General features: G+C 64.9%; 24 protein-coding genes. 13 read left to right on the forward strand and 11 right to left on the reverse strand.

What is annotated here, in order from left to right; all coding sequences use genetic code 11:
* Nucleotides 1-19 precede the first annotated feature (19 nt).
* From plsY to ruvX, 6 genes are all read right to left on the reverse strand, one after another.
* On the reverse strand, nt 20-640 hold the full coding sequence (gene plsY, locus AAFN88_RS12575; protein ID WP_347520656.1) for a glycerol-3-phosphate 1-O-acyltransferase PlsY: 621 nt from the start codon (nt 638-640) through the stop codon (nt 20-22).
* Nucleotides 641-657: 17 nt separating this feature from the next.
* Entirely contained in the window at nt 658-1,962 is a 1,305-nt protein-coding gene (pyrC, locus tag AAFN88_RS12580; RefSeq protein ID WP_347520657.1) for a dihydroorotase, read from the reverse strand.
* Nucleotides 1,963-1,972: 10 nt separating this feature from the next.
* Nucleotides 1,973-2,965: an aspartate carbamoyltransferase catalytic subunit gene (locus AAFN88_RS12585; RefSeq protein WP_347520658.1), complete on the reverse strand. Its 993-nt coding sequence runs from the start codon at nt 2,963-2,965 to the stop codon at nt 1,973-1,975.
* Nucleotides 2,966-3,047: 82 nt separating this feature from the next.
* On the reverse strand, nt 3,048-4,265 hold the full coding sequence (locus AAFN88_RS12590; RefSeq protein WP_347520659.1) for a CaiB/BaiF CoA-transferase family protein: 1,218 nt from the start codon (nt 4,263-4,265) through the stop codon (nt 3,048-3,050).
* A 120-nt stretch (nt 4,266-4,385) separates the two neighbouring features.
* Nucleotides 4,386-5,324, reverse strand: a complete 939-nt coding sequence (locus AAFN88_RS12595) for an AEC family transporter (protein WP_347520660.1) — start codon at nt 5,322-5,324, stop codon at nt 4,386-4,388.
* 6 nt (nt 5,325-5,330) lie between these two features.
* Complete coding sequence (ruvX, locus tag AAFN88_RS12600; protein WP_347520661.1) at nt 5,331-5,810, reverse strand: Holliday junction resolvase RuvX; 480 nt, start codon at nt 5,808-5,810, stop codon at nt 5,331-5,333.
* A 187-nt stretch (nt 5,811-5,997) separates the two neighbouring features.
* Here ruvX and gatC point away from each other — a divergent pair, with 187 nt between their 5' ends.
* From gatC to gatB, 4 genes are read left to right on the forward strand one after another with little or no spacing between them, the layout of a single operon-like run.
* Complete coding sequence (gene gatC / locus AAFN88_RS12605) at nt 5,998-6,285, forward strand: Asp-tRNA(Asn)/Glu-tRNA(Gln) amidotransferase subunit GatC (RefSeq protein WP_347520662.1); 288 nt, start codon at nt 5,998-6,000, stop codon at nt 6,283-6,285.
* On the forward strand, nt 6,285-7,763 hold the full coding sequence (gatA, locus tag AAFN88_RS12610; protein ID WP_347520663.1) for an Asp-tRNA(Asn)/Glu-tRNA(Gln) amidotransferase subunit GatA: 1,479 nt from the start codon (nt 6,285-6,287) through the stop codon (nt 7,761-7,763). The genes gatC and gatA overlap by 1 nt, the downstream gene beginning before the upstream one ends.
* A 4-nt stretch (nt 7,764-7,767) precedes the next feature.
* Entirely contained in the window at nt 7,768-8,238 is a 471-nt protein-coding gene (locus AAFN88_RS12615; RefSeq protein WP_347520664.1) for a GNAT family N-acetyltransferase, read from the forward strand.
* A gap of 24 nt (nt 8,239-8,262) precedes the next feature.
* Nucleotides 8,263-9,714, forward strand: a complete 1,452-nt coding sequence (gene gatB, locus AAFN88_RS12620) for an Asp-tRNA(Asn)/Glu-tRNA(Gln) amidotransferase subunit GatB (RefSeq protein ID WP_347520665.1) — start codon at nt 8,263-8,265, stop codon at nt 9,712-9,714.
* 21 nt (nt 9,715-9,735) lie between these two features.
* Here gatB and AAFN88_RS12625 read toward each other — a convergent pair whose 3' ends face one another.
* Complete coding sequence (locus tag AAFN88_RS12625) at nt 9,736-10,827, reverse strand: DUF2336 domain-containing protein (RefSeq protein ID WP_347520666.1); 1,092 nt, start codon at nt 10,825-10,827, stop codon at nt 9,736-9,738.
* Nucleotides 10,828-11,052: 225 nt separating this feature from the next.
* The gene (locus tag AAFN88_RS12630; RefSeq protein WP_347520667.1) at nt 11,053-11,733 is read right to left on the reverse strand and encodes a cupin domain-containing protein; all 681 of its coding nucleotides are present in this window, start codon (nt 11,731-11,733) and stop codon (nt 11,053-11,055) included.
* A gap of 178 nt (nt 11,734-11,911) precedes the next feature.
* On the opposite strand from AAFN88_RS12630, the gene AAFN88_RS12635 reads away from it, so the two are divergent.
* Together AAFN88_RS12635 and AAFN88_RS12640 are read left to right on the forward strand one after the other, a co-directional pair.
* Nucleotides 11,912-12,607 carry a glutathione binding-like protein gene (locus AAFN88_RS12635; protein WP_347520668.1) on the forward strand — a complete coding sequence of 232 codons (696 nt, stop codon included), beginning with the start codon at nt 11,912-11,914 and terminating at the stop codon, nt 12,605-12,607.
* Between the two features lie 195 nt (nt 12,608-12,802).
* On the forward strand, nt 12,803-13,426 hold the full coding sequence (locus AAFN88_RS12640) for a glutathione S-transferase N-terminal domain-containing protein (protein WP_347520669.1): 624 nt from the start codon (nt 12,803-12,805) through the stop codon (nt 13,424-13,426).
* A 36-nt stretch (nt 13,427-13,462) separates the two neighbouring features.
* Here the strand turns inward: AAFN88_RS12640 and AAFN88_RS12645 are convergent, their stop codons facing one another.
* Nucleotides 13,463-13,681 carry a hypothetical protein gene (locus tag AAFN88_RS12645; RefSeq protein WP_347520670.1) on the reverse strand — a complete coding sequence of 73 codons (219 nt, stop codon included), beginning with the start codon at nt 13,679-13,681 and terminating at the stop codon, nt 13,463-13,465.
* An 820-nt stretch (nt 13,682-14,501) separates the two neighbouring features.
* Entirely contained in the window at nt 14,502-15,119 is a 618-nt protein-coding gene (locus AAFN88_RS12650; protein ID WP_347520671.1) for a helix-turn-helix domain-containing protein, read from the reverse strand.
* Nucleotides 15,120-15,772: 653 nt separating this feature from the next.
* Between AAFN88_RS12650 and AAFN88_RS12655 the strand changes: the two genes are divergently transcribed.
* Nucleotides 15,773-16,318 (forward strand): DUF6362 family protein, encoded by a 546-nt coding sequence (locus tag AAFN88_RS12655; protein WP_347520672.1) that lies wholly within the window; start codon nt 15,773-15,775, stop codon nt 16,316-16,318.
* Nucleotides 16,319-16,324: 6 nt separating this feature from the next.
* Here the strand turns inward: AAFN88_RS12655 and hspQ are convergent, their stop codons facing one another.
* Nucleotides 16,325-16,648 carry a heat shock protein HspQ gene (gene hspQ, locus AAFN88_RS12660; RefSeq protein WP_347520673.1) on the reverse strand — a complete coding sequence of 108 codons (324 nt, stop codon included), beginning with the start codon at nt 16,646-16,648 and terminating at the stop codon, nt 16,325-16,327.
* Nucleotides 16,649-17,042: 394 nt separating this feature from the next.
* Here hspQ and AAFN88_RS12665 point away from each other — a divergent pair, with 394 nt between their 5' ends.
* The 6 genes from AAFN88_RS12665 to AAFN88_RS12690 all read left to right on the forward strand — a co-directional run bounded on the left by AAFN88_RS12665 (nt 17,043) and on the right by AAFN88_RS12690 (nt 23,673).
* Nucleotides 17,043-17,660, forward strand: a complete 618-nt coding sequence (locus AAFN88_RS12665) for a TadE/TadG family type IV pilus assembly protein (protein ID WP_347520674.1) — start codon at nt 17,043-17,045, stop codon at nt 17,658-17,660.
* 3 nt (nt 17,661-17,663) lie between these two features.
* A complete protein-coding gene (locus tag AAFN88_RS12670; protein ID WP_347520675.1) occupies nt 17,664-18,191 on the forward strand; it encodes a TadE/TadG family type IV pilus assembly protein in 528 nt (175 codons plus the stop codon).
* Between the two features lie 34 nt (nt 18,192-18,225).
* Complete coding sequence (locus tag AAFN88_RS12675) at nt 18,226-19,668, forward strand: pilus assembly protein TadG-related protein (RefSeq protein WP_347520676.1); 1,443 nt, start codon at nt 18,226-18,228, stop codon at nt 19,666-19,668.
* A gap of 213 nt (nt 19,669-19,881) precedes the next feature.
* Nucleotides 19,882-20,145 (forward strand): hypothetical protein, encoded by a 264-nt coding sequence (locus AAFN88_RS12680; protein WP_347520677.1) that lies wholly within the window; start codon nt 19,882-19,884, stop codon nt 20,143-20,145.
* Nucleotides 20,142-21,704, forward strand: coding sequence for a hypothetical protein (locus AAFN88_RS12685; RefSeq protein WP_347520678.1), 1,563 nt, complete (start codon nt 20,142-20,144; stop codon nt 21,702-21,704). The genes AAFN88_RS12680 and AAFN88_RS12685 overlap by 4 nt, the downstream gene beginning before the upstream one ends.
* Nucleotides 21,705-21,852: 148 nt before the next feature.
* Nucleotides 21,853-23,673: a hypothetical protein gene (locus AAFN88_RS12690; protein ID WP_347520679.1), complete on the forward strand. Its 1,821-nt coding sequence runs from the start codon at nt 21,853-21,855 to the stop codon at nt 23,671-23,673.
* Nucleotides 23,674-23,678 lie beyond the last annotated feature (5 nt).

Genomic DNA, 23,678 nt, shown 5'->3' on the forward strand with positions numbered 1-23,678 from the left:
CGGCAGCCGGTCTTTCCGGTCACTCTTTCTTCTGGCCGATCTTCGATTCCTGGCCGGTCGCCAGGCGGCGGATGTTCTCATGGTGGCGCAGCCAGATCAGGACCGCCATAGCGCCGGTCATCTGGACCATTTGCAGGTCGCCGAGAATGAACCAGCTCAGCACAGGGGCGGCGGCGATGGAGACCAGGGAGGCGAGCGAGGAAAATCGAAAGACGACAGCGACCAGAAGCCAGAGGGCGCAGCAGGCGGCGCCGAGCCGCCAGTCGAGCGCGAGCAGCACGCCGAGGGCGGTGGCCATGCCTTTGCCGCCCTTGAAGCTGAGCCAGACCGGGAAGAGGTGGCCCAGCACCGCGCCGAAGGCGGCGGTGATGGCCATGTCCGGGCCCCAGAACTGGGCGATGAGCACGGCGGCCGCGCCCTTGCCGCCGTCGAGCAGCAGGGTGGCGGCGGCCAGGCCCTTGCGGCCGGTGCGCAGCACGTTGGTGGCGCCGATGTTGCCGGAGCCGATCTGGCGCACATCGCCCAGGCCGGCCAGCTTCGTCAGCACCAGCCCAAAGGGGATCGAGCCCAAGAGGTAGCCGCCGATCAGCGCGGCGGTGATGTAGGGCCAGGCGTATTCCCAGGAGATCGGATCGGGCATGTCGTTCCCCGGCGCCGTCAGGCCGCTTCGAAGAGGGCGCGGCCGTCGACCACGGTGCGGACGACGCGGCCCTGCACCGGCAGGCCCTCGAAGGGGCTGTTCTTGGATTTGCTCTCGAAGCTGTCGGGCTGGATCTTCCAGGAAAGATCCGGCTTGAAGATCAGCAGGTCAGCGGGCGCGCCCTTGGCCAGGCGGCCGGCGTCGAGCCCCAGGATTCCGGCGGGCTTCACCGTCAGGTGGGCGAGCAGGTCCAGCAGGCCGCATTTCTCCCAGTGGTAGAGCTGCAGGGACAGCGGCAGCAGGGTCTCCAGGCCGACGATGCCCGGCTCGGCGAGGCCGAAGGGCAGGCGCTTGGATTCCTGATCGTGCGGACTGTGGTCGCTGGCAATCGCGTCGATGGTGCCGTCGGCGATGCCCTCCAGGATGGCGATGCGGTCGTCCTCGCTGCGCAGCGGCGGCGAGACCTTGGCGAAGGTGCGGTACTCGCCCACGGCCAGCTCGTTGAGGGCGAAGTAGTGGGGGGCGGTATCGCAGGTGACGTCGAGGCCGCGGTCCTTGGCGCGGCGGATGGCCTCGACGCTCTCGGCGGTGGAGACGTGGGCGACGTGGTAGCGCCCGCCGGTCATCTCCACTAAGCGCAGGTCGCGCTCGATCATCATCACCTCGGCCAGCTTGGGAATGCCGGGCAGGCCGAGGCGTGTGGCCAGCTCTCCGCCGTTCATGGCACCGCCGGCCAGGCTCGGCTCCTCCGGGTGCTGCACGATCAAGAGGCCGAAGGTCTTGGCGTAGGCCAGGGCGCGGCGCATGACCTGGGCGTTCTCGACCGGCTTCAGCCCGTCGGTGAAGGCGACGGCGCCGTTCTCGGCCAGCAGGCCCATCTCGGTCAGTTCCTTGCCTTCCAGCTTCCGGGTCACGGCGGCGTAGGTGTAGACCTTCACGCCCTTCGCCTCGCGGGCGCGCCGCGCGATGAACTCGACGCCGGCCACGTCGTCGATGACCGGCTCGGTGTTGGGCAGGCCGACCATGGAGGTGACGCCGCCGGCGGCGGCGGCGCGTCCGGCGGTAACCATGGTCTCCTTGTGCTCCTCGCCGGGCTCGCGGATCTGCACGCGCATGTCGACCAGGCCCGGCGCCAGGCAGGCGCCGCCGCAGTCGACCCGCTGCGCGCCTTCCGGCAGGCCGTCCTTGAAGAGGCCGGGGCCGAGGTCGGTGATCTTGCCGTCCTCGGCCAGCAGGCCGCCGGGCGCGTCCAGGCCGCTGGCGGGATCCAGCAGGCGGGCGTTGACGTAGGCGGTGCGGTGCTTGGGTGGAAGGACGGTCACGGGAGATATCTCATTGGGCAGCCTGTTCCTGCCGGCTGCGCGCTGCATGCAGGTTGTGGTTCAGGGTCTCGAGGCAGGCCATGCGCACGGCGACGCCCATCTCCACCTGCTCGCGGATGACCGAGCGGTGGATGTCGTCGGCCAGTTCGCTGTCGATCTCGACGCCGCGGTTCATCGGTCCCGGATGCATGATCAGGGCATCGGGCTTGGCCGCTTGAAGCTTTTCCTGGTCGAGCCCGAAGAAGTGGAAGTACTCGCGGGTCGAGGGTACGTAGCTGCCCTGCATGCGCTCGGTCTGCAGGCGCAGCATCATGACGATGTCGCAGTCCTTCAGCCCCTTGCGCATGTCGGAGAAGGTCTCGACGCCCATGCGGTCGATCTGGCCGGGCATCAGCGTCGGCGGCGCGATGAGCCGCACCCTTGCGCCCAGGGTGGTCAGCAGGTGGATGTTGGAGCGGGCGACCCGGCTGTGGGCGATGTCGCCGCAGATGGCGACCTGCAGCCCCTCGATGCCGCCCAGCCGGCGGCGGATGGTGAGGGCGTCGAGCAGGGCCTGGGTTGGGTGCTCGTGGCTGCCGTCGCCGCCGTTGATGACGGCGCAGTTCATCTTCTCGGCCAGCAGTTGCACGGCGCCGGAGTCCGGATGGCGCACCACCAGCACGTCGGGGTGCATGGCGTTCAGCGTCATGGCCGTGTCGATGAGCGTTTCGCCCTTCTTGATCGACGACCAAGCCACCGACATGTTGATCACATCGGCGCTGAGCCGCTTCGCAGCCAGCTCGAAGGACGTCCGCGTTCTCGTTGAATTTTCGAAGAAAAGATTGATGACCGTGCGGCCGGTCAGGAGGTCTTTCTTCTTGTCGGCGCCGCGGTTGAGGGCGACATAGCCGTCCGAGAGGTCGAGAAGAAAGAGGATTTCGCTGGCCGTCAGCCCCTCGATGCCGAGGAGGTGACGGTGCCGGTAGCCCTCGTAAGAGGCCGTGGTGCCGTGGGTCGAAGTCATTAAAGCCGTGTTATGACACCGCCCTTGCCCGGCGGCAAGCGGCAGTGTTCCACCGCCGGGGCAAGGACTGCGAATGAGTTGCCTAAATGATGCCTTTTCCGCGCAATTGGGCGCGTTCCTGCGGGCTCAAGCCGAGCAGTTCTTCCAGCACCGCGTCGCTGTCCTGTCCGGCGCGCGGCGGGGCGAATCGGTATTCCACAGGGGTCTCGGAGAACTTGATCGGGTTGCCGATGAGATCGACCTTGCCGTTCTTGCTGCCGCGGTAGGGCATGGAGATCTTCATGTCGCGGGCCAGCACCTGGGGATCGGCAAATACCTGGTCCAGGGTGTTCACGGGGCCGGCCGGCACGGAAAGTTCGGCGAGGCCGTCGACCCAGTGTTTCTGGGTCATCCGTCGGGTGATCTCAGGCAGGATTTCATAGAGGGCTTCACGATTGCGCACGCGGTCGGCGTTGGTCTTGAAGCGCGGATCCTGAGCCAGTTCCGGGCAGTCGGCGAAAGTGCAGAAGCGTTCGAACTGGCCGTCGTTGCCCACCGCCAGGATGAAGTAACCGTCGGCGCAGGGCATCACCTTATAAGGGACGATGTTGGGGTGCTCACTGCCTTGGCGCTTGGGCACTTCGCCGGAGGTCAGGTAGTTGAGCCCTTCGTAGGTCAGCCAGGCCACCTGGCTGTCGAGCAGCCCGAGGTCGATGTGCTGGCCCAGCCCCGTCATGCCGCGGTAGTGCAATGCCGCCAGGATGGCGCTGACCGCGTACATGCCGCACATGATATCGGCGATGCCGACGCCGACCTTCACCGGCTCGCCCTCGGGCTCCCCGGTCAGGCTCATGATGCCGCCCATGCCCTGGGCCAGGTAGTCGTAACCGGCGCGCGGAGCGTAGGGGCCGGTCTGGCCGAATCCGGTGATCGAACAGTAGATCAGCCCCGGATAGCGGTCCTTCAGGTCGTCGTAGCCCAGGCCGTACTTGGCGAGGCCCCCGACCTTGAAATTCTCCACCATGATGTCGCAGAAGCCGATGAGGTCACGGGCCAGTTCCTGCCCCTCGGGCTTGGAGATATCGATGGCGACCGAGCGCTTGTTGCGGTTGGCGGAGAGAAAATAGGCGCTCTCCGTCGTATCCTCGCCTTCCGGGCTCTGAACGAAGGGCGGTCCCCACTTGCGCGTGTCGTCCCCCTGGCCGGGGCGTTCGATCTTGATCACTTCGGCGCCGAGATCGCCCAGAAGCTGGGTTGCGGTCGGGCCGGCCAGGATGCGCGTCAGGTCGAAGATCCTGAGGCCGGAAAGCGGAGCGGTCATCGGGTAAGTATCCCCTGCGGCGGTATCGGTTGCCTGGGTTTTGCCGATCCAAGCTCAGGCGGTCAAGTGCTGCCGCTGCAGGGCTGCCTCTCGCGTGGCAGCCCGAGGCGTGGGCAGGCGTCAGAAGAGGAAGAGCACCAGCAAGGGCAACGTGAGCGCGGCCACCAGGGTTTGCACGGTAAGGATGTTGGCGACCAGGGAGGGCGCCCCGCCCATCAGGCGTGCCAGGATGTAGGAGGAGGTGGCGGCGGGCAGGGCGTTGAAGATGACGGCGACCGTCAGCGGCAGGCCGTGGACCCCGAGCAGCAGGCAGAAGCCGGCGGTGAGCAGGGGCAGGCCCGCCAGCTTCAGCGCGACGGCGGAGACCACCCAGCCGCCGCTGGTCCGGGCGGCGCCGAAGTCGAGGCCGGCGCCGACCGCCAGCAGGGCCATGGGCAGGGCCGCGCGGGCGAGGATGGTGAGGGTCTCGCCGGCCACTGGCGGCAGGCCGAGGCCGCTGAGGTTCAGTGCCAGGCCCAGCAGGCAGGCGAGGATCAGGGGGTTGCTCACCAGGGCCTTCACCAGGCCCGGCCCCGACCCCGCAGTCCCCACTCCCGCAGTCCCTGGGGCGCGGTCGCCGAAGCGCAGCAGGGCGGCGATGCTGACCACGTTCACCGTCGGCACCACAACGGCGACGATGAGGGCGGCGATGGCGAGGCCGGGCTCGCCGTAGAGGGCGAAGGGGATGGAGAGGCCGATGTAGGTGTTGGGCCGGATCGAGGTCTGCAGCACCGCGGTGACGGCCGGGCCGTTCTTGCGGGTGACGAGCTGGAAGGCGACCAGCAGGGCGGACATGGCGGCGATGGCCAGGATCACGGCGCCGGCCATGGCGGCGGCCGGCAGGGCCGAGAAGTCGGCGCGGGCCAGGGTGGTAGCGAGCAGGGCCGGCAGCAGGAAGAGGTAGGTGAGGCGTTCGGCCGGTTCCCAGAAGCCGGCGGGAAGCCAGCCGCGGCGGCGGATGACGTAGCCCAGCAGGATCAGCAGGAAGACCGGCAGGACGGCGGTGGCGAGGGCCTGCATCGGGGCCTAGCCCTGCCGCTGCCGCGAAATGGCGTCGAGGGCGCCCTGCAGGATGTAGGCAGCGGCCATCTTGTCGACGACCTCGCCGCGGCGCTTGCGGGTCATGTCGGCCTCGTCCACCAGGAAGCGCTCGACGGCGGCGGTGGAGAGGCGCTCGTCCCAGAAGGCCATGGGCTGGGTGAAGCCGGCCTTCTCCGCCAGGTTGCGGGCCAGGGCGCGCACCGACTGGCAGCGCGGCCCCTCGGTGCCGTCCATGTTCACCGGCAGGCCGATGACCAGGCCGCCGACCCTGTAATCCTTGCAGACCGCCGCCAGGCGTTCGGCGTCCTGGGTGAACTTGCCGCGTTTGATGGTCTCAAGGGGGGAGGCCACCCTGAGCGCCGAATCGGAGATCGCCAGCCCGATGGTTTTGGTCCCGGGATCGAGCCCCAGCAGGCGCTCGCCCGGCGCCAGGCGCGCGGCCAGATCTGTGACGGCAAGGTCCATCGAGCGCGCAATCCTCTTTCGGCCCGGATCAGGAAAAACAACCCCTTATAGGCAGCCCCCGGCCGGGCGGCAAGGAGCCCCAATCTTGCGGCTTCCGGGGGCCGGTGCTAGGTTCCGGCGGTTTTTGATCGCTCCGGCGACCGCAGCGGCGGGGCGGAGCACTTTCCGGAAATGAGGGTTGAGGCCGATGTCGGTCGACAAGGAAACTGTCGCGAAAATCGCGAGACTGGCGCGCGTTCGCGTCGACGAGAGTCACAAGGAGCCGCTGGCCAAGGAATTGTCCAACATCCTGGGCTGGATCGAGCAGCTTTCCGAGCTGGACACCGAGGGCGTGGAGCCCATGACCTCCGTGGTTTCCATGAAGCTGCCGCTGCGCGACGACGAGGTGACCGACGGCGGCTATCCGGACCGGGTGACGGCCAATGCGCCAGAGGGCGCCCACGGCTTCTACGCCGTGCCGAAGGTGGTGGAATAATGAGCGACCTGACCAACCTCACCCTCGCCGAGGCGCGCGACCTGCTGGCCAAGGGCGAGGCCTCCTCCAAGGAGCTGACCGAGGCCCATATCGCAGCGGTCGAGGCGGCGCGCTCGCTCAACGCCTTCATCACCGAGACGCCGGAAAAGGCGCTGCAGATGGCCGAGGCCTCGGACAAGCGGCGCAAGGCGGGCGAGGCGGGCGTCCTGGAAGGTTTGCCCATCGGCATGAAGGACCTGTTCTGCACCGAGGGCGTGCTGACCACCGCCGCCTCCCACATCCTGGACGGCTTCCACCCGACCTACGAGTCGACGGTGAGCCAGAACATGTGGGACGCGGGCGCGGTGCTGCTGGGCAAGACCAATCTGGACGAGTTCGCCATGGGCTCCTCCAACATGACCAGCCACTACGGCGGCGTGGAGAACCCTTGGCGCAAATCCGGCGACAACCGTCCGCTGGTGCCCGGCGGCTCCTCCGGCGGCTCGGCTGCCGCCGTTGCGGCGCGCTGTGCGCTGGGCGCCACGGGCACGGACACCGGCGGTTCGATCCGTCAGCCGGCGGCCTTCTGCGGCATCGTCGGCATGAAGCCGACCTACGGGCGCTGCTCGCGCTGGGGCATCGTCGCCTTCGCGTCCTCGCTCGACCAGGCGGGACCCATGGGGCGCACGGTGCGCGACACGGCGATCATGCTGGAGGCCATGGCCGGCTACGACGCCAAGGACTCGACCTCTGTCAATGCGCCGGTGCCGAACTACGAGGCGGCACTGACCGGCGACATCAAGGGCATGAAGATCGGCATTCCCAAGGAGTACCGGATCGACGGCATGCCCGCGGAGATCGACCAACTGTGGCTGCAGGGCATTAAGTGGCTGGAAGAGGCCGGTGCCGAGGTCGTGGAAATCTCGCTGCCGCATACGCACTATGCGCTGCCGACCTACTATATCATCGCGCCGGCGGAGGCGTCCTCCAACCTGGCGCGCTACGACGGCGTGCGCTACGGCCTGCGCGAAGGCGCCGACGGCAGCCTGGACGAGATGTACGAGGCGACCCGCGGCAAGGGCTTCGGGATGGAGGTGCAGCGCCGCATCCTGATCGGTACCTACGTGCTGTCGGCCGGTTACTACGACGCCTACTACAACAAAGCGCGCAGGGTGCGCAGCCTGATCGCGCGGGACTTCGCCCAGGCCTATGAAAAGGTCGACGCGATCCTGACGCCGACGGCACCTTCGGCGGCCTTCGGCATGGGCGACAAGATGGACGATCCCATCGCCATGTACCTGAACGACGTCTTCACCGTGCCGGCCTCGCTGGCGGGGCTGCCGGGGATCTCGATCCCGGCGGGCCTCTCCCAGGACGGTCTGCCGCTGGGTCTGCAACTGCTGGGCAAGGCCTTCGACGAGGAGACGGTGTTCAAGGTGGGCGGTGTGCTGGAAGAGGCGGCGGGCTTCGACGCGACGCCGGCCTTCCTGGCGGCATAGGTCAATGGCGGCGGGCGCAGCCATCGCGGGTCTTGAGGTCCGGCTGGCCGAGCCGGCGGACTTCGACGACCTGCTGCAGCTCTTCGAGCGCTTCTATCGCGAGGAGGGCTTCGAGGCCGCGATCGGCGGCTTGGCGAAGAACCTGCGCCAGATTCTGTCGCGCGACGACACCGCCGCCCTGGTGGCGCGGATCGAGGGAAAGGCGGCGGGCGCCGCGGCGATGAGCAGCGCCTTCGGCCTGGAGGCAGGGTTCTACGCGGAGCTGGAGGACCTCTTCGTCGATCCGGCCTGGCGCGGCCGGGGCGTCGCCTCGGCGCTGGTCGAGGCCGCGGCGTCCTGGGCCAGGGCCCGGGGCTGCCGAGACCTGGAGATCGTGCTGACGCCGCATGCCCAGGCCAAGGACGACCTGGCGCCTTGGTACGAGGCGCGGGGATTCGTGAGTACCGGACGGATTATTTACGAGCGGGCTCTTTAAGGAGCCGGTTGCGGAGAAGAGAAGATGGCAACGACGATCAAAGGCAAGACGGGCGAGTGGGAGATGGTGATCGGGCTGGAGGTCCATGCCCAGGTGATCTCCAAGTCGAAGCTGTTCTCGGGGGCCTCCACGGCCTTCGGGGCGGACCCCAACAGCCAAGTCTCCCTGGTCGACGCGGCCATGCCGGGGATGCTGCCGGTGCTGAACAAGTACGTGGTCGAGCAGGCGGTGCGCACCGGTCTGGGCCTGAAGGCGCAGATCAACCTCACCTCGGTCTTCGAGCGTAAGAACTATTTCTATGCCGATTTGCCCCAGGGGTATCAGATCTCGCAGTACCTGCACCCCATCGTCGGTGAAGGCACCATCGTTCTGGACCTGGAGGACGGCGAGACCCGCGAGGTGGGCATCGAGCGGCTGCACTTGGAGCAGGACGCCGGCAAGTCGATCCACGACCAGCACCCGACGCAATCCTACATCGATCTGAATCGGTCTGGGGTGGCGCTGATGGAGATCGTCTCCAAGCCGGACATGCGTTCGGCGGAGGAGGCGGGCGCCTATCTGCGCAAGCTGCGCACCATCCTGCGCTACCTCGGCACCTGCGACGGCAACATGGACGAGGGCTCGATGCGCGCCGACGTGAACCTTTCGATGCGCCGCCCGGGCGAGCCGATGGGCACGCGCACGGAAACCAAGAACGTCAACTCCATCCGCTTCGTGCAGCAGGCCATAGAACAGGAGGCCAGGCGGCAGATCGACGTTCTGGAGGCCGGCGGCGAGATCGTGCAGGAAACGCGCCTCTTCGACGGCATGACCGGGAAGTCGCGCTCCATGCGCTCCAAGGAAGAAGCGCACGACTACCGCTACTTCCCCGATCCCGACCTGCTGCCGCTGGAGTTGGACCCTGATTGGGTTGAGAACATCAAGGGCAGCCTGCCGGAACTGCCGGACGAGAAGAAGGCGCGCTTCGTGAAGGACTTCGGCCTGCCGGTCTATGACGCCGGGGTGCTGGTCGCCGACCGCGACACCGCAGCCTTCTACGAGACGGTGGCCGAGGGGCGCGACCCGAAGCTGGCGGCCAACTGGGTCATCGGCGATTACTTCGGCGCCCTCAACAAGAGCGGCGCCGATCTGGAAAGCGCGCCGGTCGACGCCAAGAAGCTGGGCGGCCTGCTGGACCTCATCGCCGACGGCACGATCTCCGGGCGCATCGCCAAGGAAGTCTTCGAGGAGATGTGGGACAGCGGCCAGGAGGCCGGGGCCATCGTCGAGGCCAAGGGTCTGAGGCAGATCAGCGACTCTTCGGAGATCGAAGCACTGGTAGACGAGATCATCGCCGGCAACCCTGGTCAAGTCGAACAGTTCAAGGGCGGCAACGAGAAGATCCTCGGCTGGTTCGTCGGCCAGGTGATGAAGGCCACCCAGGGCAAGGCCAACCCGGGGATGGTCAACAAGGTGCTGCGCGAGAAGCTGGGCTGAGGCCCGGTCGACCGGACAGGCTTACCCCAGCAGGGCGTCGGGATTGTCGGCTTTGAGGCGGCTCAACTGGTAGATCACGCTCTCGAGGCTGTCAGGGCTGATCTGGCGATAGGCGTGCACCAGGTTAGAGATGATGCGCTGTTCCATTTCGGCCTGCGGCCCGGTGTGGCCGGCGTGCCGCCGTTCCAGTACCTCCTCGAGCATGATCTGAAAGGCCGGCTGTAGTTGCGCCGGCAGCCGCGTGCGTGCGTAGAGGCTGTTGAGCGCCGGCGTGCCGGCCTTGCGAAGAGCATTCTGCGCATTGGCGCTGGGGACGCGGGCAAGGGCCGCCATGCCGGCGCCAAAAAACTCCAGCAAACCCGCTGAGAGCGCCCGCAGCAGCAAGGTCGGCGTCAAGCCCTTGGTTCGGGCCAGGCGGGAGACAGCAGTATCGATCTCCCGGCCGCCTTTCAGTGCCGCCAGACTCTGCAAGAGGGCGCGCTCGCGACCGTGCTGGCCGAGTTGCTCGACCAGGGCAGGAGGTAGGGCGTGCTTCTGAATGATCCTGGCCTGAAGCGCCTTGGACACAAGGCAGACCAGACGCTCTTTGACGGGGAAGGGAAGCACAGGACGTTCGACCATCAGCTCCTGGATGGCGCCGTCGCCGCCGAAGGCATCGAGGAGGCTGCGGTATGACACATCGGAGATTTCGGCGCTGTCGTTGGCCAGCAGGATCTCTATGACGCTCTTCTGGCCGGTATCGATGAGTGCACCGGAGACCGCCTCGCTGAGCGCGTCGCGCCCGGCAATGGCGCGCTGTTTGGCGGGGTCGCCGTCAGAGATAATGGAGAGGAGATCTTCATCGGTGAGAACCGGAGAACTCTGAAGGATCGGAACGGCCACCGCCTCCACGTCCCGCGCCAGGCGCAGGGCGATTTCGCGGGGCAAGAGGGGGCTGGACTTGATGTGCTCGGCCAGAGTGCGCCGCACCTCGACTTCGGTGTCGCGGATGAGTGTCTTCAGAACCTCAAGCGCGACTGCTTTTTCCTCCGCCGTCAGCCCGCCTTTGGCCATGGCCTTGCCCAGGCCGGCAGCCAGTTGGGGCCGGCAAGTGCCCCAGCGGGCATAGACCAACTCTCCGCGCCCGCGGGGGGCGGCTGCGGGTTCATCGCGCTTCTTGATCTGAGGCGCAGCGCTTGCGAGAGACATCTTTGTATCGGCCAAGGAAGGTTTATCAATGATGAAATGATAAAGGATTCCTTTACCGCCGACAAAAAGTATCGTTTCAATATTTATTTGATTTTATTTAAATATCTAGAGGAATGTGTTTCAAATTTTATATTATCGGCGGCGGGTGTTCTATGCCGCCAGGTGGTTGCGCTTCATGTAGAACGTCGTGTCGGCCGTGGCGACGAAGCTGTGCCCGGTCGAGCGAGGCGCGCGCAGCCAAGCGCCCGCACCATAGCGGCTGTCACCGCTTCTCAGTTCCCCGGACACCACAAAGGTCTCAAAGCCTTTGGCCGCGGCCTCCGCGTCGATGTAGCCGGTGGGCAGCAAGGTGCCGGCGGCGAGGCGGATCATCGAAATGTCTTCGGGATAGCGCGCGTCGCGATACAGCGGCAGGATCTCCACACCCGGAGCCGCGCCCTGCCATTCCGCGTGCGCGGTATCGACGACCACGTGCTCGCGATCATCGCCAGCGAACTGGCAGAGCTTCACGAAGATAATGCAGCCGTCTTTCGAGAACGGAGCATGGCGGAAGCCGGAGGGGTTCAGAAGAAAGGTGCCTGCGGGATAGTCGCCGTGTTCGTCGGAGAAGGTACCGTCAAGAACCAGGATCTCCTCGCCCTGCGGGTGTCCGTGCTCATGGAAGGCGGAGTCCGCATCGTAGCGCACGACCGAGGTGACGCGGCTGAACTCGCCGTCGACCAAATCCAAGCGCTTGCGCCACACCGTCGGACTGGGGCTCGCCTGCCAGTCCATTTTGGCCGTATCCATGGCGGCCGGGCGGCTGAAATCCGCATTCAGACTGTCGCTCATCTCAACTCCCTCCATCGTCCACCTCCTGATAGGTAGAATTAGATAGGTCGATTCCCGGCGGGTCACAAGAGATTGATCCGCAGGTTGCGCGCGACCTCTTGTAATCTCTTGCCGCGCTCGCATTTGTGCAAGGTGCGGCGGCGAGGTGCCGCCATCGATCGGGGCAAGGGAGATCCGGATGACCATCGAACTTTATTCTTGGGCGACGCCGAATGGCCACAAGGTGCATATCATGCTGGAGGAGCTGACACTGCCTTACAACGTGCATGCCATCAATATCGGAGCTGGCGACCAGTTCGATCCGGAGTTCCTTAAAATCAGCCCCAACAACAAGATGCCGGCGATCGTCGATCCCGAGGGGCCGGAGGGTAAGCCGATCTCTGTCTTCGAAAGCGGCGCCATCCTCATCTATCTTGCGGAAAAGACCGGCCGGCTGTTGCCGGCAGGCGCCCGGGCCCGCTATGCGGCGCTGCAGTGGCTGATGTGGCAGATGGGCGGCCTGGGCCCGATGCTGGGTCAGGCGCATCATTTTCGTCAGTATGCGCCAGAGCAGATCGATTATGCGGTTGAGCGCTATACCAATGAGGCGAACCGACTGTACGGCGTTCTGGACAAGCGCCTGGGCGAAGCGCGTTTCCTGGCCGGCGATGAATTCTCCATCGCCGACATCGCGGCCTGGCCCTGGACACGTTTTCCCGAACGCCAAGGTGTCGAAAGGGCCGATTACCCGAACTTCCAGCGCTGGTTCGAAGAAATCGCCGAGCGCCCAGCAGTCAAGCGCGGTGTCGAAGTGCTGGCTGACCAGCGCACCGAGGGGTTCGATTCCAAAGCCAGGGATGTCCTTTTCGGGGCCACGCAGTACGCCCGGCATTAGCCGATCGATCCTGTCCGCGGTCCGCGCCGGCGTGTCGCGCGGCTACGGGGAGAGGAGCGGAAAAAAGGGGCTGGTTCCGATACCGGCGTGAACCGATATTAGCACTGCCTGGGAGTTCGTCCGGGTGGCAAGCGGGGGCTCGTATCATGCGGGCTCCCGTTTACGGGTAGGTCAAGACCAGGGGAGAACGGGCCGGTGGCCATTGAACTGTATACTTGGAGTACGCCGAACGGCCGCAAGGCTTCGATCGCTTTGGAGGAGATGGGTTTGGACTACAACGTCCATCCGATCAACATTGGCCAAGGGGACCAATTCGCCCCGGAATTCCTGAAAATCAGCCCGAACAACCGAATTCCGGCGCTTGTCGATCCGGCGGGTCCGGACGGCAAGCCGATTGCCCTCTTCGAGAGTGGCGCCATCCTCATCTATCTGTCGGAGAAAACCGGTCTGTTCATGCCAGAGGATGCGCGGGCGCGCTATACGGCCCTGCAGTGGCTGATGTGGCAGATGGGCGGCTTCGGGCCCATGCTGGGGCAGGCACACCATTTCCGGCGCTTCGCCAAGGAGCAGGTTCCCTACGCGATCGAGCGCTACACGAACGAGACCAGGCGCCTCTACGGTGTTTTGGACAAGCGCCTGACCGAAGCCGAATACCTGGCTGGCGGGGACTACTCCATCGCCGACATGGCCACCTATCCCTGGGCGGCCCGCCATGAATGGCATGGAATCGCCCTGGAAGATTTCCCCGCCGTGAATCGATGGTTCGACGCCGTCGGATCGCGGCCGGCTGTGGAGAAGGGAATGGCGGTTCCCGGCTGACCGGGCCGGAACCTCATTTCCCGAAGGTTGTCTGTATCAGGCGGAGGGACGACGTCCGCGGCGGCGCCCTTTCGGCATGGCGAGGAGTTCCGCCGGCACCTTCTGCCCCATTCCGACGAGATCCATCAGCTCTTCCTTGCAGCGCTTCAGATTGATCAGCTCGCGGGAGTCATCGCGGTCATAGACTTCGACACAGCTCAGCTTGATTTCGACCAGATCGATGAGGGTTTCGACAGACGATCGCGAAAGGCTCATGAGATTCCCCTGTATGTTTTGATTAGCTCTCTGAGAGACATTTTTTAGGCGGAAGGGTTAAGGGGGCGTAAAGGATAACAAAAAGTTCTGTGCAAAAAGGTGCGGGGATGGAGGATTAAAGTCTGAAGGTTCGGGCGGTGGCGAGCCCCGCGCCGCTTTGTCTCTCAACAAGGTTCCGATGAATCCTCGTGCAGTCGAGAAGCGAGAGTTTGTCCGACGGGAGACGACGGAGATACGCTTGGCGATTGCGAGACGCCGTGGCGGATTTGGAGCCGAACATCCGGGCCGGCCCCAAGGACACTTTGCCGGAGTTCCGTGCTCAAGGAAGCGGTGCTGGAACACGCACTTTTGCCGTCTCGACGAAAGTGGTTTCCGAGATTGGCGACGGTAAAGCTGCGGATGGCATGCCTGCCCGTGAGGCGCTCAACCACGAGGACCGTTCGCGGCCCTGTGCGTTCCGTCTCCATTCTTCTGCAAGGGGGGAGGCGGGCCGCCGCCCGTCAGTTCGGCAAATATTGAGACCAGAAAACGCGTCTGCAGATCGACGCTGCTGACGGCCGCGCCTGGTGGGTCTGGGGCCGCACTTCGGCCTTCGCACGGCGCCGCTCGGGCAGATGGTCGATCTGGTCGTGGCATGCCTGTTCTCCTCGCCCTTCTTCTGTCATCACCTGCTGTAATACATGTTACGTAAATCGCAATTTATTGCAATCCTAAAATGACAGACATTAAGAATACTCGACTTCTAGATTAGAGGCGTCTGGGCCGCGTGTTCGCGTGCCGGTCGATCGCTTTGTGAATTCCGCAATAAAGCGGCGCGGCTCTAACCGCGAGGACGCAGCTTCACCCAGGTTACGGGCGCGACCCACTCGATGGGCACATTCTGTTCGATTGGGGTCGACGAGTTGACGGAAACCAGCGTGACCTGGCCCACGGCGTTGCCGGGCTCGACGATCTTCACGAGCTGACGGCCGTCCTTGGTCTGCACCACGCATTCACGTCCGTAGCATTTTGCCGGATCGAGTCCTTCTTCGCGGGAATAGCCGAGGTGCTCGCCGTCGCGGAAGCGCGGCGACATCGAGTTGCCCCTGACCACAACGCAGACGCCGCCACCTTCTCCCTGCGGGGCCTCGATCTTGTATAGGCCGGACCCTTTTTCGTGATCGTCGACGGAGTAAACGGTTTCCCCGGCGCCGACGTAGCCGACGACCAAGCTGGACGCCTTGGCTTCCCGGTTCACGAAAGCGCCAAGCTTGGACACCACGTCTGCCAGCGAGGTCTCCAGGTACTCGGCCATTTCCACCGCTTCCTCGATCTTGATGCTGCGGCTTTGATTGAGGATCTCCGTGATGCGCGAGGGGTCGAGCCCCATGTGCTTGGCAAGGCCACGTTGGGTCTTGCCGAGCTGACGCAGGCGATCTTGAAACCATCGTTTTTCCATAAGCTACAGATTGCGGAATTTGCCATTTGATGTCTATTGCGAAATATGCAACTCATATCCCCTCAGGTTGAGCGAATAGGATAGTTTTCTAATCTCCGGCCTGGCGCAGGACGCTATAGAGAGGACAGAAATGCGATCACATATGGCAGTCTCACATCCACGGAGGACCACAGCCGCCGCCGTGAAACAAAGGATCCTGGTGTTCTTGGCGGAAGCTCTGCCGCAAGGCTGGGTAAGCCAACCTCTGGCGCCAGGGCCGGCCATCAGGGCCGCCGGGGCAGGGCAGGCGCGCGCCCATCCTCTGAACGGTCCTGCCGCCGACATCCTGGTGATCTCGCCACGCGGGCGGTGCCACTTCCTGTTCGTGCGGGCGCCGGCGGACCGCTGGTGGGACGGCGGCCCGAAAAGCGTGCCCGCCGAGAAGATCGGTGAAGGGGAAGTGGAACTGGCGCGCCAATTGCGCGCCGCAGGCCACCGGGCGCGCGCCATCTGGGGAGAACGGGATTTGTTGCGCGCCTTGAGATCCTGGGGCTGTCCCTTGTCTGCCGAACCTCGGATCGGCGATGCGGGGCCTGCCGCGGCCGCGCCGCAGCGCCCGGCTCCGCACCGGCGGCGCCCGGTCTTGCACCTAGGCGGCGGACTGGAGGGAGGCGATGTCTGAAGCGCCGGCGGTTGAGGAGGCACGGGAGAGGCTGCGCATCGAGGCAGCGGTGACCGAAGGACTGCGCCTGGCGCGTGATGCCGGACACGCGGAGCCGGCCTTGCGCGACGCCGTTTGGGAGCTGTTGCTGGAGGCTGCCGACACCCTGCGGCGGCTGCCCAACCGGGAGCAGGGCTGGCTGACCGCGGCGGCGCGGGCTCACTGGCCCGACTACGTCCGCAACACGGCAGAAGAGTTCGCCGGCGCGGTTGGTCGTGCCGGCCGCGAGGCGGTGCCGGCCTTGCGTCCGACGCCGGCTAGGGCGGAAGCCATCGACCGAATGGACGCGGTTTTGCTGTGGTTCCCGTTGGCAGCGGGCGCCAATGCGCGGCGCGACGTATCAATCCTTTTCGGACTGGCCTGCGGGCTCAAGGTATCGGTAATGAGGCAACGCTTCGGCTGCGGGCGGCGCACGGTCTATGACGTGCGCGACCGAGGTATCGCCAGGATCTGCAACTGGCTGCGCAGCCGCAGTGAATTTTGCCGCAAGCTCGGCTAAGGCGCTTCAATTCGGCTGCAGTTGCCTGGGAACGTAGCGGCCGTCTTCGATCCCTTCGAAGAACTCTTCGATTTGCGGGTGGCCCACCGCCGTCCCGGTCTCGTCGATCACGAGGTTCTGCTCGGAGACATAGGCAACGTAAGAGGTTTCCTCGTTCTCCGCCAGCAAGTGGTAGAACGGCTGATCTTTATTGGGCCGGATCGCTTCCGGAATCGCCTCCCACCACTCCTCGGTATTCGAGAACGTGGGGTCGACGTCGAAAATCACGCCGCGGAACGGAAAGAAGCGATGGCGCACGATTTCGCCAATTTGGAACTTTGCCGTTCGCATGATCCAGTCGCCTTGCCTCTCGTATTTTAGGTCAACTTAGCGCCGATTGTTCATATGCGCGCCCGCCGGGATGGAAACAAGCCCCTGGGATGCGGGGTAGTGGTGCGTGAGAGAGAAACAATCGTTTCGGAATTATAGCAAAAGTAGTTTTTATCGCCCTGCGGTAGTATTTTAGAAATGCAATCTAAGGTCTTGAAAAACAAAGAACTCATCATTTGCCTTAAATGAGGCGGAATGCAACTGAGCCGTTTGCCGGCCCAAGCGGGATTAACTGAGCCGCTAGAGCCATCGCACTTAAGTGTTTGTTAAACCGAAGAGCGTCGAATCCTTGCTTCGGAGGATCAGGACCCGTTCTTACCGACCCTCAGAACGGGCCTCCGTTGAGAGGAATGCGATGTTTGAGCTTGCAATGGTTGTAAGGGTGGGGCTCGCCTGCCTGACACGTATCGCGTGCGGCCTGCGCGAGCGCGAGATCACGTCGTCGGTCTGGAGGCGCTTGCGCCCGACGTTCGGCCCGCTGCTGCGCGATGAGCGGGGCAATGCGCTGATCGAATTCGCATTCGTGGCGCCGCCCTTCCTGCTGTTGCTGATCGGCACGCTGGAAGTCTCGGTGATGTTTTTCACCAGCGCCGTCATCGAGGGGGCGACCAAGGAGGCGGCGCGTCAGATCCGTACCGGGAACATCCAGGCCACCGCCGACCCGCTGGCGGCCTTTCGTGGTCAGCTCTGCGACTCCCTCTTCGGCGTCATCGATTGCAACCAGGTCGTTTTCAATGTGCGGACCTTCTCCAGCTTCGCGGCTGTCTCGATGCCGATCGAACTGGATCAAGACGGCGAGATCGTGAATACGGCCTTCACGCCCGGCGGAAGCAGCGAGGTCACAGTCGTGCGCGCCATGTACCGCTGGCGTTTCATGACGCCGCTGATCGACAGGGTAATGCCCTCCGGCTTGGCCGGGCATCTTCTCATTTCTACCGCAGCATTCCAGAACGAGCCCTACAACGTGAACTGAGCCATGGAACTCGGCAGAAAAATCTGGCGCGACGAGCGCGGCACCGCAGTGCTGGAATTCGGTTTCCTGCTGCCGATCCTGCTGGTGTTGTTCATTGGCGTGGTGGAGGCAACCAACCTTTTGCGTCTGGACCGCAAGGTGGTGGCCTCGGCTCAAACCGCAGCGGACCTGATAACGCAGCGGCGCGAGGTCAACAATGCGCAGCTCGACGACATCCTGAGAGCGGCCGAATTGATCTTCGAGCCTTTCCCCGCCGCCCCCCATAGCGTGGGGATCGCTGCGGTCATCTACGATCCAGATACGGGTAATCCGACCCTGGATTGGACCAAGAGCAAGAACGGCGGCACCGTCCCGAATGCTCTGGCCTTGGCTGCCGGTCTCGGCGGCCCCGGAGAAGGCGTCGTCGTGGTTCGCGTGAGCTACGACTACACCCCCATGTTCTTCGATTTTGTCATGAGCGCCACCACCATCGAAGAGACGGCTGTTCTGCGGCCCCGGCGCAGCTCCGTCGTCGAAGGGCCGGGAAGCTGACGCTCTCGCCGGATTTGCAATGGAGAAACGGGCAATGCGAACGCTAGCGGAAACTGCCCTTGCGGCCATCAGCTTCATTGAGCGAATGCCGGCCCGGCTGACCGATCGCTGCCGAGGGCGGGGTTTGGCGCTGATGGCCGACACCTGCGGCAACGTAACCGTCGTGGTCGGTTTCTGTGCCATCGCTCTGTTCGGCGGCGTGGGCATCGCCGTCGATACATCGATTGCCTACAACGTGAAATCGCAGCTTGCCGCGGCGGTGGATGCCGCGGCCCTGGCGGGGGCCCGTGCCTTTGCCAGCCCCAACCGGGATGCGGATATCCGGAACTTCTTTGCCGCCAATTTCCAGGAAGGCTACATGGGTTCGGTACTTCAGCCCCTGGAGATCATCCCGAACGATCAGAACCGGACCATCACAGTGACGGCGCGGGCAACCATCCCAACCTTCTTCATGAGCGTCCTGGGCACCGACTCCACCGATGTCGCCGCCACGGCCGAAGCGACGCTGTCGTCGCGCGATGTCGAGGTGGCCTTGGTATTGGACGTGACCGGATCAATGAACACCGACGGCAAGATCGACGACCTTATCTTTGCGGCGAACGAGCTGGTGAATATCGTGGTTCAGGATCTGCAATCCCCCTTCTATTCAAAGGTCGCGCTGGTGCCATATTCGGTGGGGGTCAATGTCGGCAGCTATGCCGACCAGGTGCGCGGCAGCTACACCGCTGGAACCACCTGCAACTACCCATCGGCGCCGACCTGCGAGACCTACGGCTTCGAGAATGCGGGAAACGGAAACTGGACCGAACTGGATATCAGCACCTGCGTGACCGAGCGTACGGGCCCGCAGGCCTACACCGATGCGGCGCCCAATATTGCACCGGTGGGCCGCAACTTTCCGAAGCAGAGCCACAACCCCTGTCCCACGGCAACCATCATGCCGCTGTCGAGCAACAAGGCCGCGCTGCATGCGGCAATCAACTCCTTAACCGCGGCCGGTTCGACGGCGGGTCAGATCGGCATCGCTTGGGGGTGGTACCTGGTTTCGCCGAATTTCGGCTACCTCTTGCCGGCAGACAGCCAACCGAAAGATTATGGTGAGATCCATCTGGGCCAGGAAGTGATGAAGGTGGTGATCATCATGACCGACGGTGTGTTCAATTCCGTCTACTACAACGGTGTGCTGGCTCAGGACTCGGGCAGCGGTTCGGGATCGAGCAACTACAAGATCAATCAGAATTCCCAGAACGGCGATCCCTATACGCAGTCGCAGTCGTTGTGCACGGCCATGAAGGCCGAGGGCGTCATCGTCTACACCGTGGGCTTCGACATCAGCGGCTCGGCCGACGCCACCAACCTGATGTACGGCTGCGCGACGGATGCGGACCATGTCTACCTACCGTCGACGGGAACCGAGCTGAAGCAAGCCTTCCGCGATATCGCGGTGCAGGTTTCGAACCTGCGCATCTCGATGTAATTGCGCCTAAACTAACGGAAACCGGAAATCAGGGCTGGTACGAGAGACGAGGTTGACAACAAAATTGCGACTAACGCAATTTTTTGGTTGCACAGTCCGCACAGTTTCGGCATCTTGTGACCCTATCGTCCGCGAATTGGCGTTGCGGCCCTGAGGGCCCCTGAGCCCCCGCGGACGAAGGTTTCCCAGACATTCCCCAGAGGGTCCGACGCGATGCCGAAGCGCAGCACCGCGGCGGCGGAGCCTGCCGCGCCCCAGCGTGCCGCGACGCCCCGCAAGGCGAAGAAGACCGACGCCGCCAAGATCTCGCCGCTGGACTACATGCTGCAGGTGCTGCGCGACCCGGAGGCCAGTCCGGCCGAGCGCAAGTGGGCGGCGGAGAAGGCGGCGCCCTACATCCATCCGCGCCTGCAGACGGTCGAGCACGGCGGCGAGGTGACGCTGCGCCACGAGGACGCCCTCGAGGCGCTCAAGTGAGTGCGGCCGAACCAACGGCGAAGGAAAGTGCGATCCGCCAGCGGCTGAAGGACGACCTGCCGCACTATGCCGAACGCTGCCTGAATATCCGCAGCAAGGCCGGCCGCCTGGAGCCGCTGGTGCTGAATGCCGTTCAGCGGCATATCCACGCGATGCTGGAGGCGCAGCGCGCCGAGAGGGGGCGGGTGCGCGCGCTGATCTTGAAAGCGCGGCAGCCCGGCGTCTCGACCTACGTCGGCGCGCGCTTCTATTGGAAGGTGACGCACGGGCGCGGCCTACGCGCCTTCATCCTGACCCACCGCGACCAGGCCACGGCCAACCTCTTCACCATGGCCAAGAGATTCCACGACGGCTGCCCGCCGCCGGTCAAGCCTTTGACCAAGGCGAGCAACGCGAAGGAGCTGACTTTCGGCCTACTGGACTCGGGCTACCAGGTCGGGACGGCAAAGGCGGCGGGGGTCGGGCGCTCCGACACCATCCAGTTCTTCCACGGCTCCGAGGTCGCCCACTGGGCCAACGCCGAGGAGCACGCCGCCGGCGCCCTGCAGGCGGTGCCCCGAGAAGCGGGCACGGAGATCATCCTGGAGAGCACGGCCAACGGCGTCGGCGGGCTGTTCTACAATCTGTGGCAGGCGGCGGTGCGTGGGGAAGGGGACTATCAGGCCATCTTCATTCCCTGGTTCCTGCATGCCGACTACGCCAGCGAGCCGCCGAAAGGCTGGCGCCCGCCGGCCGCCTTCGATGAGTATGCCGCGCTGCACGGCCTCTCGCCCGCGCAGCTCCACTGGGCCTGGGCCAAGAACGCTGAGCTGGCGGCGGCCAGCGGCGAGGCTTCAGATACTTTCACCTGGCGCTTCCGCCAGGAATACCCCGCAACGGCACAGGAGGCCTTCCAAGTGAGTGGCCAGACGTCCCTGATCCGTCCCGAGCTGGTGGTGCGCGCGCAAGGCCACAAGGCGGAGGACCAGTCCCATGCGCCCCTCGTTCTGGGCGTCGACGTGGCGCGCGGCGGCGGTGACCGCTCCCACCTGATCGACCGCCAGGGCCGGGCCGCCGGACGCCAGGTCAACCGCTCTATCGACTGCGCCGACACCATGGAGCTGGCGGGTCTCATCGCGCGGGAGATCGAGCGCCTGCAGCCGGACATGACCTTCATCGACATGGGCTCCTTCGGCGCCGCGGTCTACGATCGCCTGCTGGAGCTGGGCTACCGGAAACGCATCTGCGGTGTGAACTTCGGCGGCCGCGCCCAGGACCCGCGGCAGTACGCCAACAAGCGGGCGGAGATCTGGGGCGCTCTGCGCGATTGGCTGGCCGATCCCGGCGGGGCGGAGCTGCCCGACGACCCGCTGCTGCACAGCCACCTCTGCGCGCCGGGCTTTCAGATCAACAGCAACCAGCAGATCGTGCTGGAGGCCAAGGACCGCATCAAGGCGCGCCTCGGCCTCTCGCCCGATGCCGGTGACGCCCTGGCGCTGACCTTCGCTGAGCCGCTGCGCCGCGAGCGCCGCGCCGCGGCGGAGCGCAGCGAAACGGCCTATGCCGTGCATGAGTGGTAACACCTCCTTCCGGAACCGCCTTGCCGCGGCGGCAACGGCCCGGCGCATCCCCTGGTTCGGTCCCACCCTCCCTGCCGAACCGCGCCGGGCCACCCCGCTGCCGGGTGATTCCCTGATCCTTCTTCCTCCCGCCTGAGCGGAGTTTTCCATGATCGACGATGCCTCTCCGAGTGCTGTGGGGGAGGCTGCCGGCGAGGCCGCCGGTGGCCCGCCTGTGCCTGCGCGCGCAGAGCCTGCCTTCACGATCCGCAATGTGCCGCTGCCGACGGCGGAAGAACGCCGGGCGCGGCGCGCGGCCATGAAGCGTGCGATCGAGCTCGGTGCGGCGCCCTACCGCGACGCCGAGGGCAAGGCGCGCTACGTCGTCTTCAAGGACGCCAACAACGCCCCGGTCGAGGCCTGGACCCGCGACCGCGAGGCCAAGCGTGGCTACCGCCGCACCCAGTACGCGCGCAAGGCCGCGGGGCAGATGGCCTGGCATCCCGAGGACCAGATCGAGCTCGCCAAGCGCCTGGGGGTGATCTACCACCGCGAGGGCCGCAGCGTGGAGGGCGCCGCCGAGCGCGGCCTCTACGACGCCATCTGGCGTTACGAGCACGTCTGGGACAGCTTCACCGTGCCCCGGAGGATCGGCGGGGGAAGCGCTGTCCAGATCATCGACACCGGGCGCATCGCCGCGGTGGCCGAGGAGGAAGCCCGCAAGCTGCAGGCCGAGGACCCGCGCGCCATCGGCGGCTTCTGGGTGCGCGACCGCAAGAACAACGGCCTCATCTACGTCGTGCCCAATCCCGATCCGGAGGCGGCGGTTCAGACGAGGGAAGAGACCATCGCCGGTATGGGCGAGGACGACCTGCTGGTTCGGACTGCGGCGGGGGAAAGTGATGCCGCCGGCGGCACGACGGAGCCAGAAGTCGCTGCGGCGGCGCAGGCGGAGTTCGACCCGAGTGATGTTCCGGAACTGGTCGGCACCCGCCAGATCGTCGACTTCATCGCTGAGCGCATAAAGCTCTCGCCTGCAGCGTTCAGGCAGGCCGCTTTCGAATCAGGTCTCGATCCGGAACGGGCCGAGTTCTTCCGCGACCTTCTGGCGATGACGCCGGAAACGCGCGATGAATTAATAGACCGCGTAGACGAGGTCTTTGGCGGCGACAGCAGTTACCTGCTCGTCAGGTCTCTGCTCGACCAGGTCTCGCGCACCAAAAACCCGGAAATACGCAAGCAACTGATCGAAGGAGAGGCCCGCTACGCGCGGCCGGTCGACCCCAACGAGGAGATCGGCCTGAGCCTGGCCCTGCCGTTGATTGCCGGTAGAAGCGGCGGCAAGGGCAAGCCGGAAGGAAAAGCCGGCCGCAAGACGGGCCGCAAGTCCGGGTTGCGGCTGGAAGACCGTTTTGTTCTGCCGCCGCAGGAACGGAAAATCAATTGGAACAGGGACCTCGCGGCACCGGAGCGGCGCAGCTTTCCGGACACAGGGACCACCCTCTATAGCGTGCCAAATCAACCTGTGGCAGAATGGGTGCGGAGGACTGGCCGTCCTCTAGGCTTCAGGAGCAACGAAGACTATCGGAGATTCATCGGCCTTTTGGACGGTAAAGTTACCGAGCTCGATCCCAAGGCGCGGATCGCCATGCGGGGCAGCGCAATCAACGGGTTGAGCTACGAAAAGGGCGGTGGCGGTTTTTCCCGTCACTATTTCGACATGAAGGTGGAGAAGGCCAGCGACTTCGATATCGCCATCGTCAGCCCGGAGTTGCTGAAGCTGGCTCGGCAAGAGGGCATACGGGTGTCGCCCCGGAATGGCGGGTGGAGAACGGGCCCGCTGAATTTAAAGGAGCCGCTTGAGAGATTGGGGCTTCAGGAACTATGGGAAAACCTGACGGAGATGTCGGGAAATCGGGATGTCAGCTTCATGATCTACGAGTCGGTGGAACAGCTTGAGCGCCGCGGCACCATGATGCTGCTGCGATAGGAGTA

It is taken from the genome of Pelagibius sp. CAU 1746, assembly GCF_039839785.1.
Lineage (GTDB): Bacteria > Pseudomonadota > Alphaproteobacteria > Kiloniellales > Kiloniellaceae > Pelagibius.

What these genes read in the sequence shown, in the direction of transcription:
- plsY (WP_347520656.1), bottom strand. Translation starts at nt 640, where the DNA reads ATGCCCGATCCGATCTCCTGGGAATACGCCTGGCCCTACATCACCGCC.
- AAFN88_RS12585 (WP_347520658.1), bottom strand. Translation starts at nt 2,965, where the DNA reads ATGACTTCGACCCACGGCACCACGGCCTCTTACGAGGGCTACCGGCAC.
- AAFN88_RS12590 (WP_347520659.1), bottom strand. Translation starts at nt 4,265, where the DNA reads ATGACCGCTCCGCTTTCCGGCCTCAGGATCTTCGACCTGACGCGCATC.
- AAFN88_RS12595 (WP_347520660.1), bottom strand. Translation starts at nt 5,324, where the DNA reads ATGCAGGCCCTCGCCACCGCCGTCCTGCCGGTCTTCCTGCTGATCCTG.
- ruvX (WP_347520661.1), bottom strand. Translation starts at nt 5,810, where the DNA reads ATGGACCTTGCCGTCACAGATCTGGCCGCGCGCCTGGCGCCGGGCGAG.
- gatC (WP_347520662.1), top strand. Translation starts at nt 5,998, where the DNA reads ATGTCGGTCGACAAGGAAACTGTCGCGAAAATCGCGAGACTGGCGCGC.
- gatA (WP_347520663.1), top strand. Translation starts at nt 6,285, where the DNA reads ATGAGCGACCTGACCAACCTCACCCTCGCCGAGGCGCGCGACCTGCTG.
- AAFN88_RS12615 (WP_347520664.1), top strand. Translation starts at nt 7,768, where the DNA reads ATGGCGGCGGGCGCAGCCATCGCGGGTCTTGAGGTCCGGCTGGCCGAG.
- gatB (WP_347520665.1), top strand. Translation starts at nt 8,263, where the DNA reads ATGGCAACGACGATCAAAGGCAAGACGGGCGAGTGGGAGATGGTGATC.
- AAFN88_RS12630 (WP_347520667.1), bottom strand. Translation starts at nt 11,733, where the DNA reads ATGAGCGACAGTCTGAATGCGGATTTCAGCCGCCCGGCCGCCATGGAT.
- AAFN88_RS12635 (WP_347520668.1), top strand. Translation starts at nt 11,912, where the DNA reads ATGACCATCGAACTTTATTCTTGGGCGACGCCGAATGGCCACAAGGTG.
- AAFN88_RS12645 (WP_347520670.1), bottom strand. Translation starts at nt 13,681, where the DNA reads ATGAGCCTTTCGCGATCGTCTGTCGAAACCCTCATCGATCTGGTCGAA.
- AAFN88_RS12650 (WP_347520671.1), bottom strand. Translation starts at nt 15,119, where the DNA reads ATGGAAAAACGATGGTTTCAAGATCGCCTGCGTCAGCTCGGCAAGACC.
- AAFN88_RS12655 (WP_347520672.1), top strand. Translation starts at nt 15,773, where the DNA reads ATGTCTGAAGCGCCGGCGGTTGAGGAGGCACGGGAGAGGCTGCGCATC.
- hspQ (WP_347520673.1), bottom strand. Translation starts at nt 16,648, where the DNA reads ATGCGAACGGCAAAGTTCCAAATTGGCGAAATCGTGCGCCATCGCTTC.
- AAFN88_RS12665 (WP_347520674.1), top strand. Translation starts at nt 17,043, where the DNA reads ATGTTTGAGCTTGCAATGGTTGTAAGGGTGGGGCTCGCCTGCCTGACA.
- AAFN88_RS12670 (WP_347520675.1), top strand. Translation starts at nt 17,664, where the DNA reads ATGGAACTCGGCAGAAAAATCTGGCGCGACGAGCGCGGCACCGCAGTG.
- AAFN88_RS12675 (WP_347520676.1), top strand. Translation starts at nt 18,226, where the DNA reads ATGCGAACGCTAGCGGAAACTGCCCTTGCGGCCATCAGCTTCATTGAG.
- AAFN88_RS12680 (WP_347520677.1), top strand. Translation starts at nt 19,882, where the DNA reads ATGCCGAAGCGCAGCACCGCGGCGGCGGAGCCTGCCGCGCCCCAGCGT.
- AAFN88_RS12690 (WP_347520679.1), top strand. Translation starts at nt 21,853, where the DNA reads ATGATCGACGATGCCTCTCCGAGTGCTGTGGGGGAGGCTGCCGGCGAG.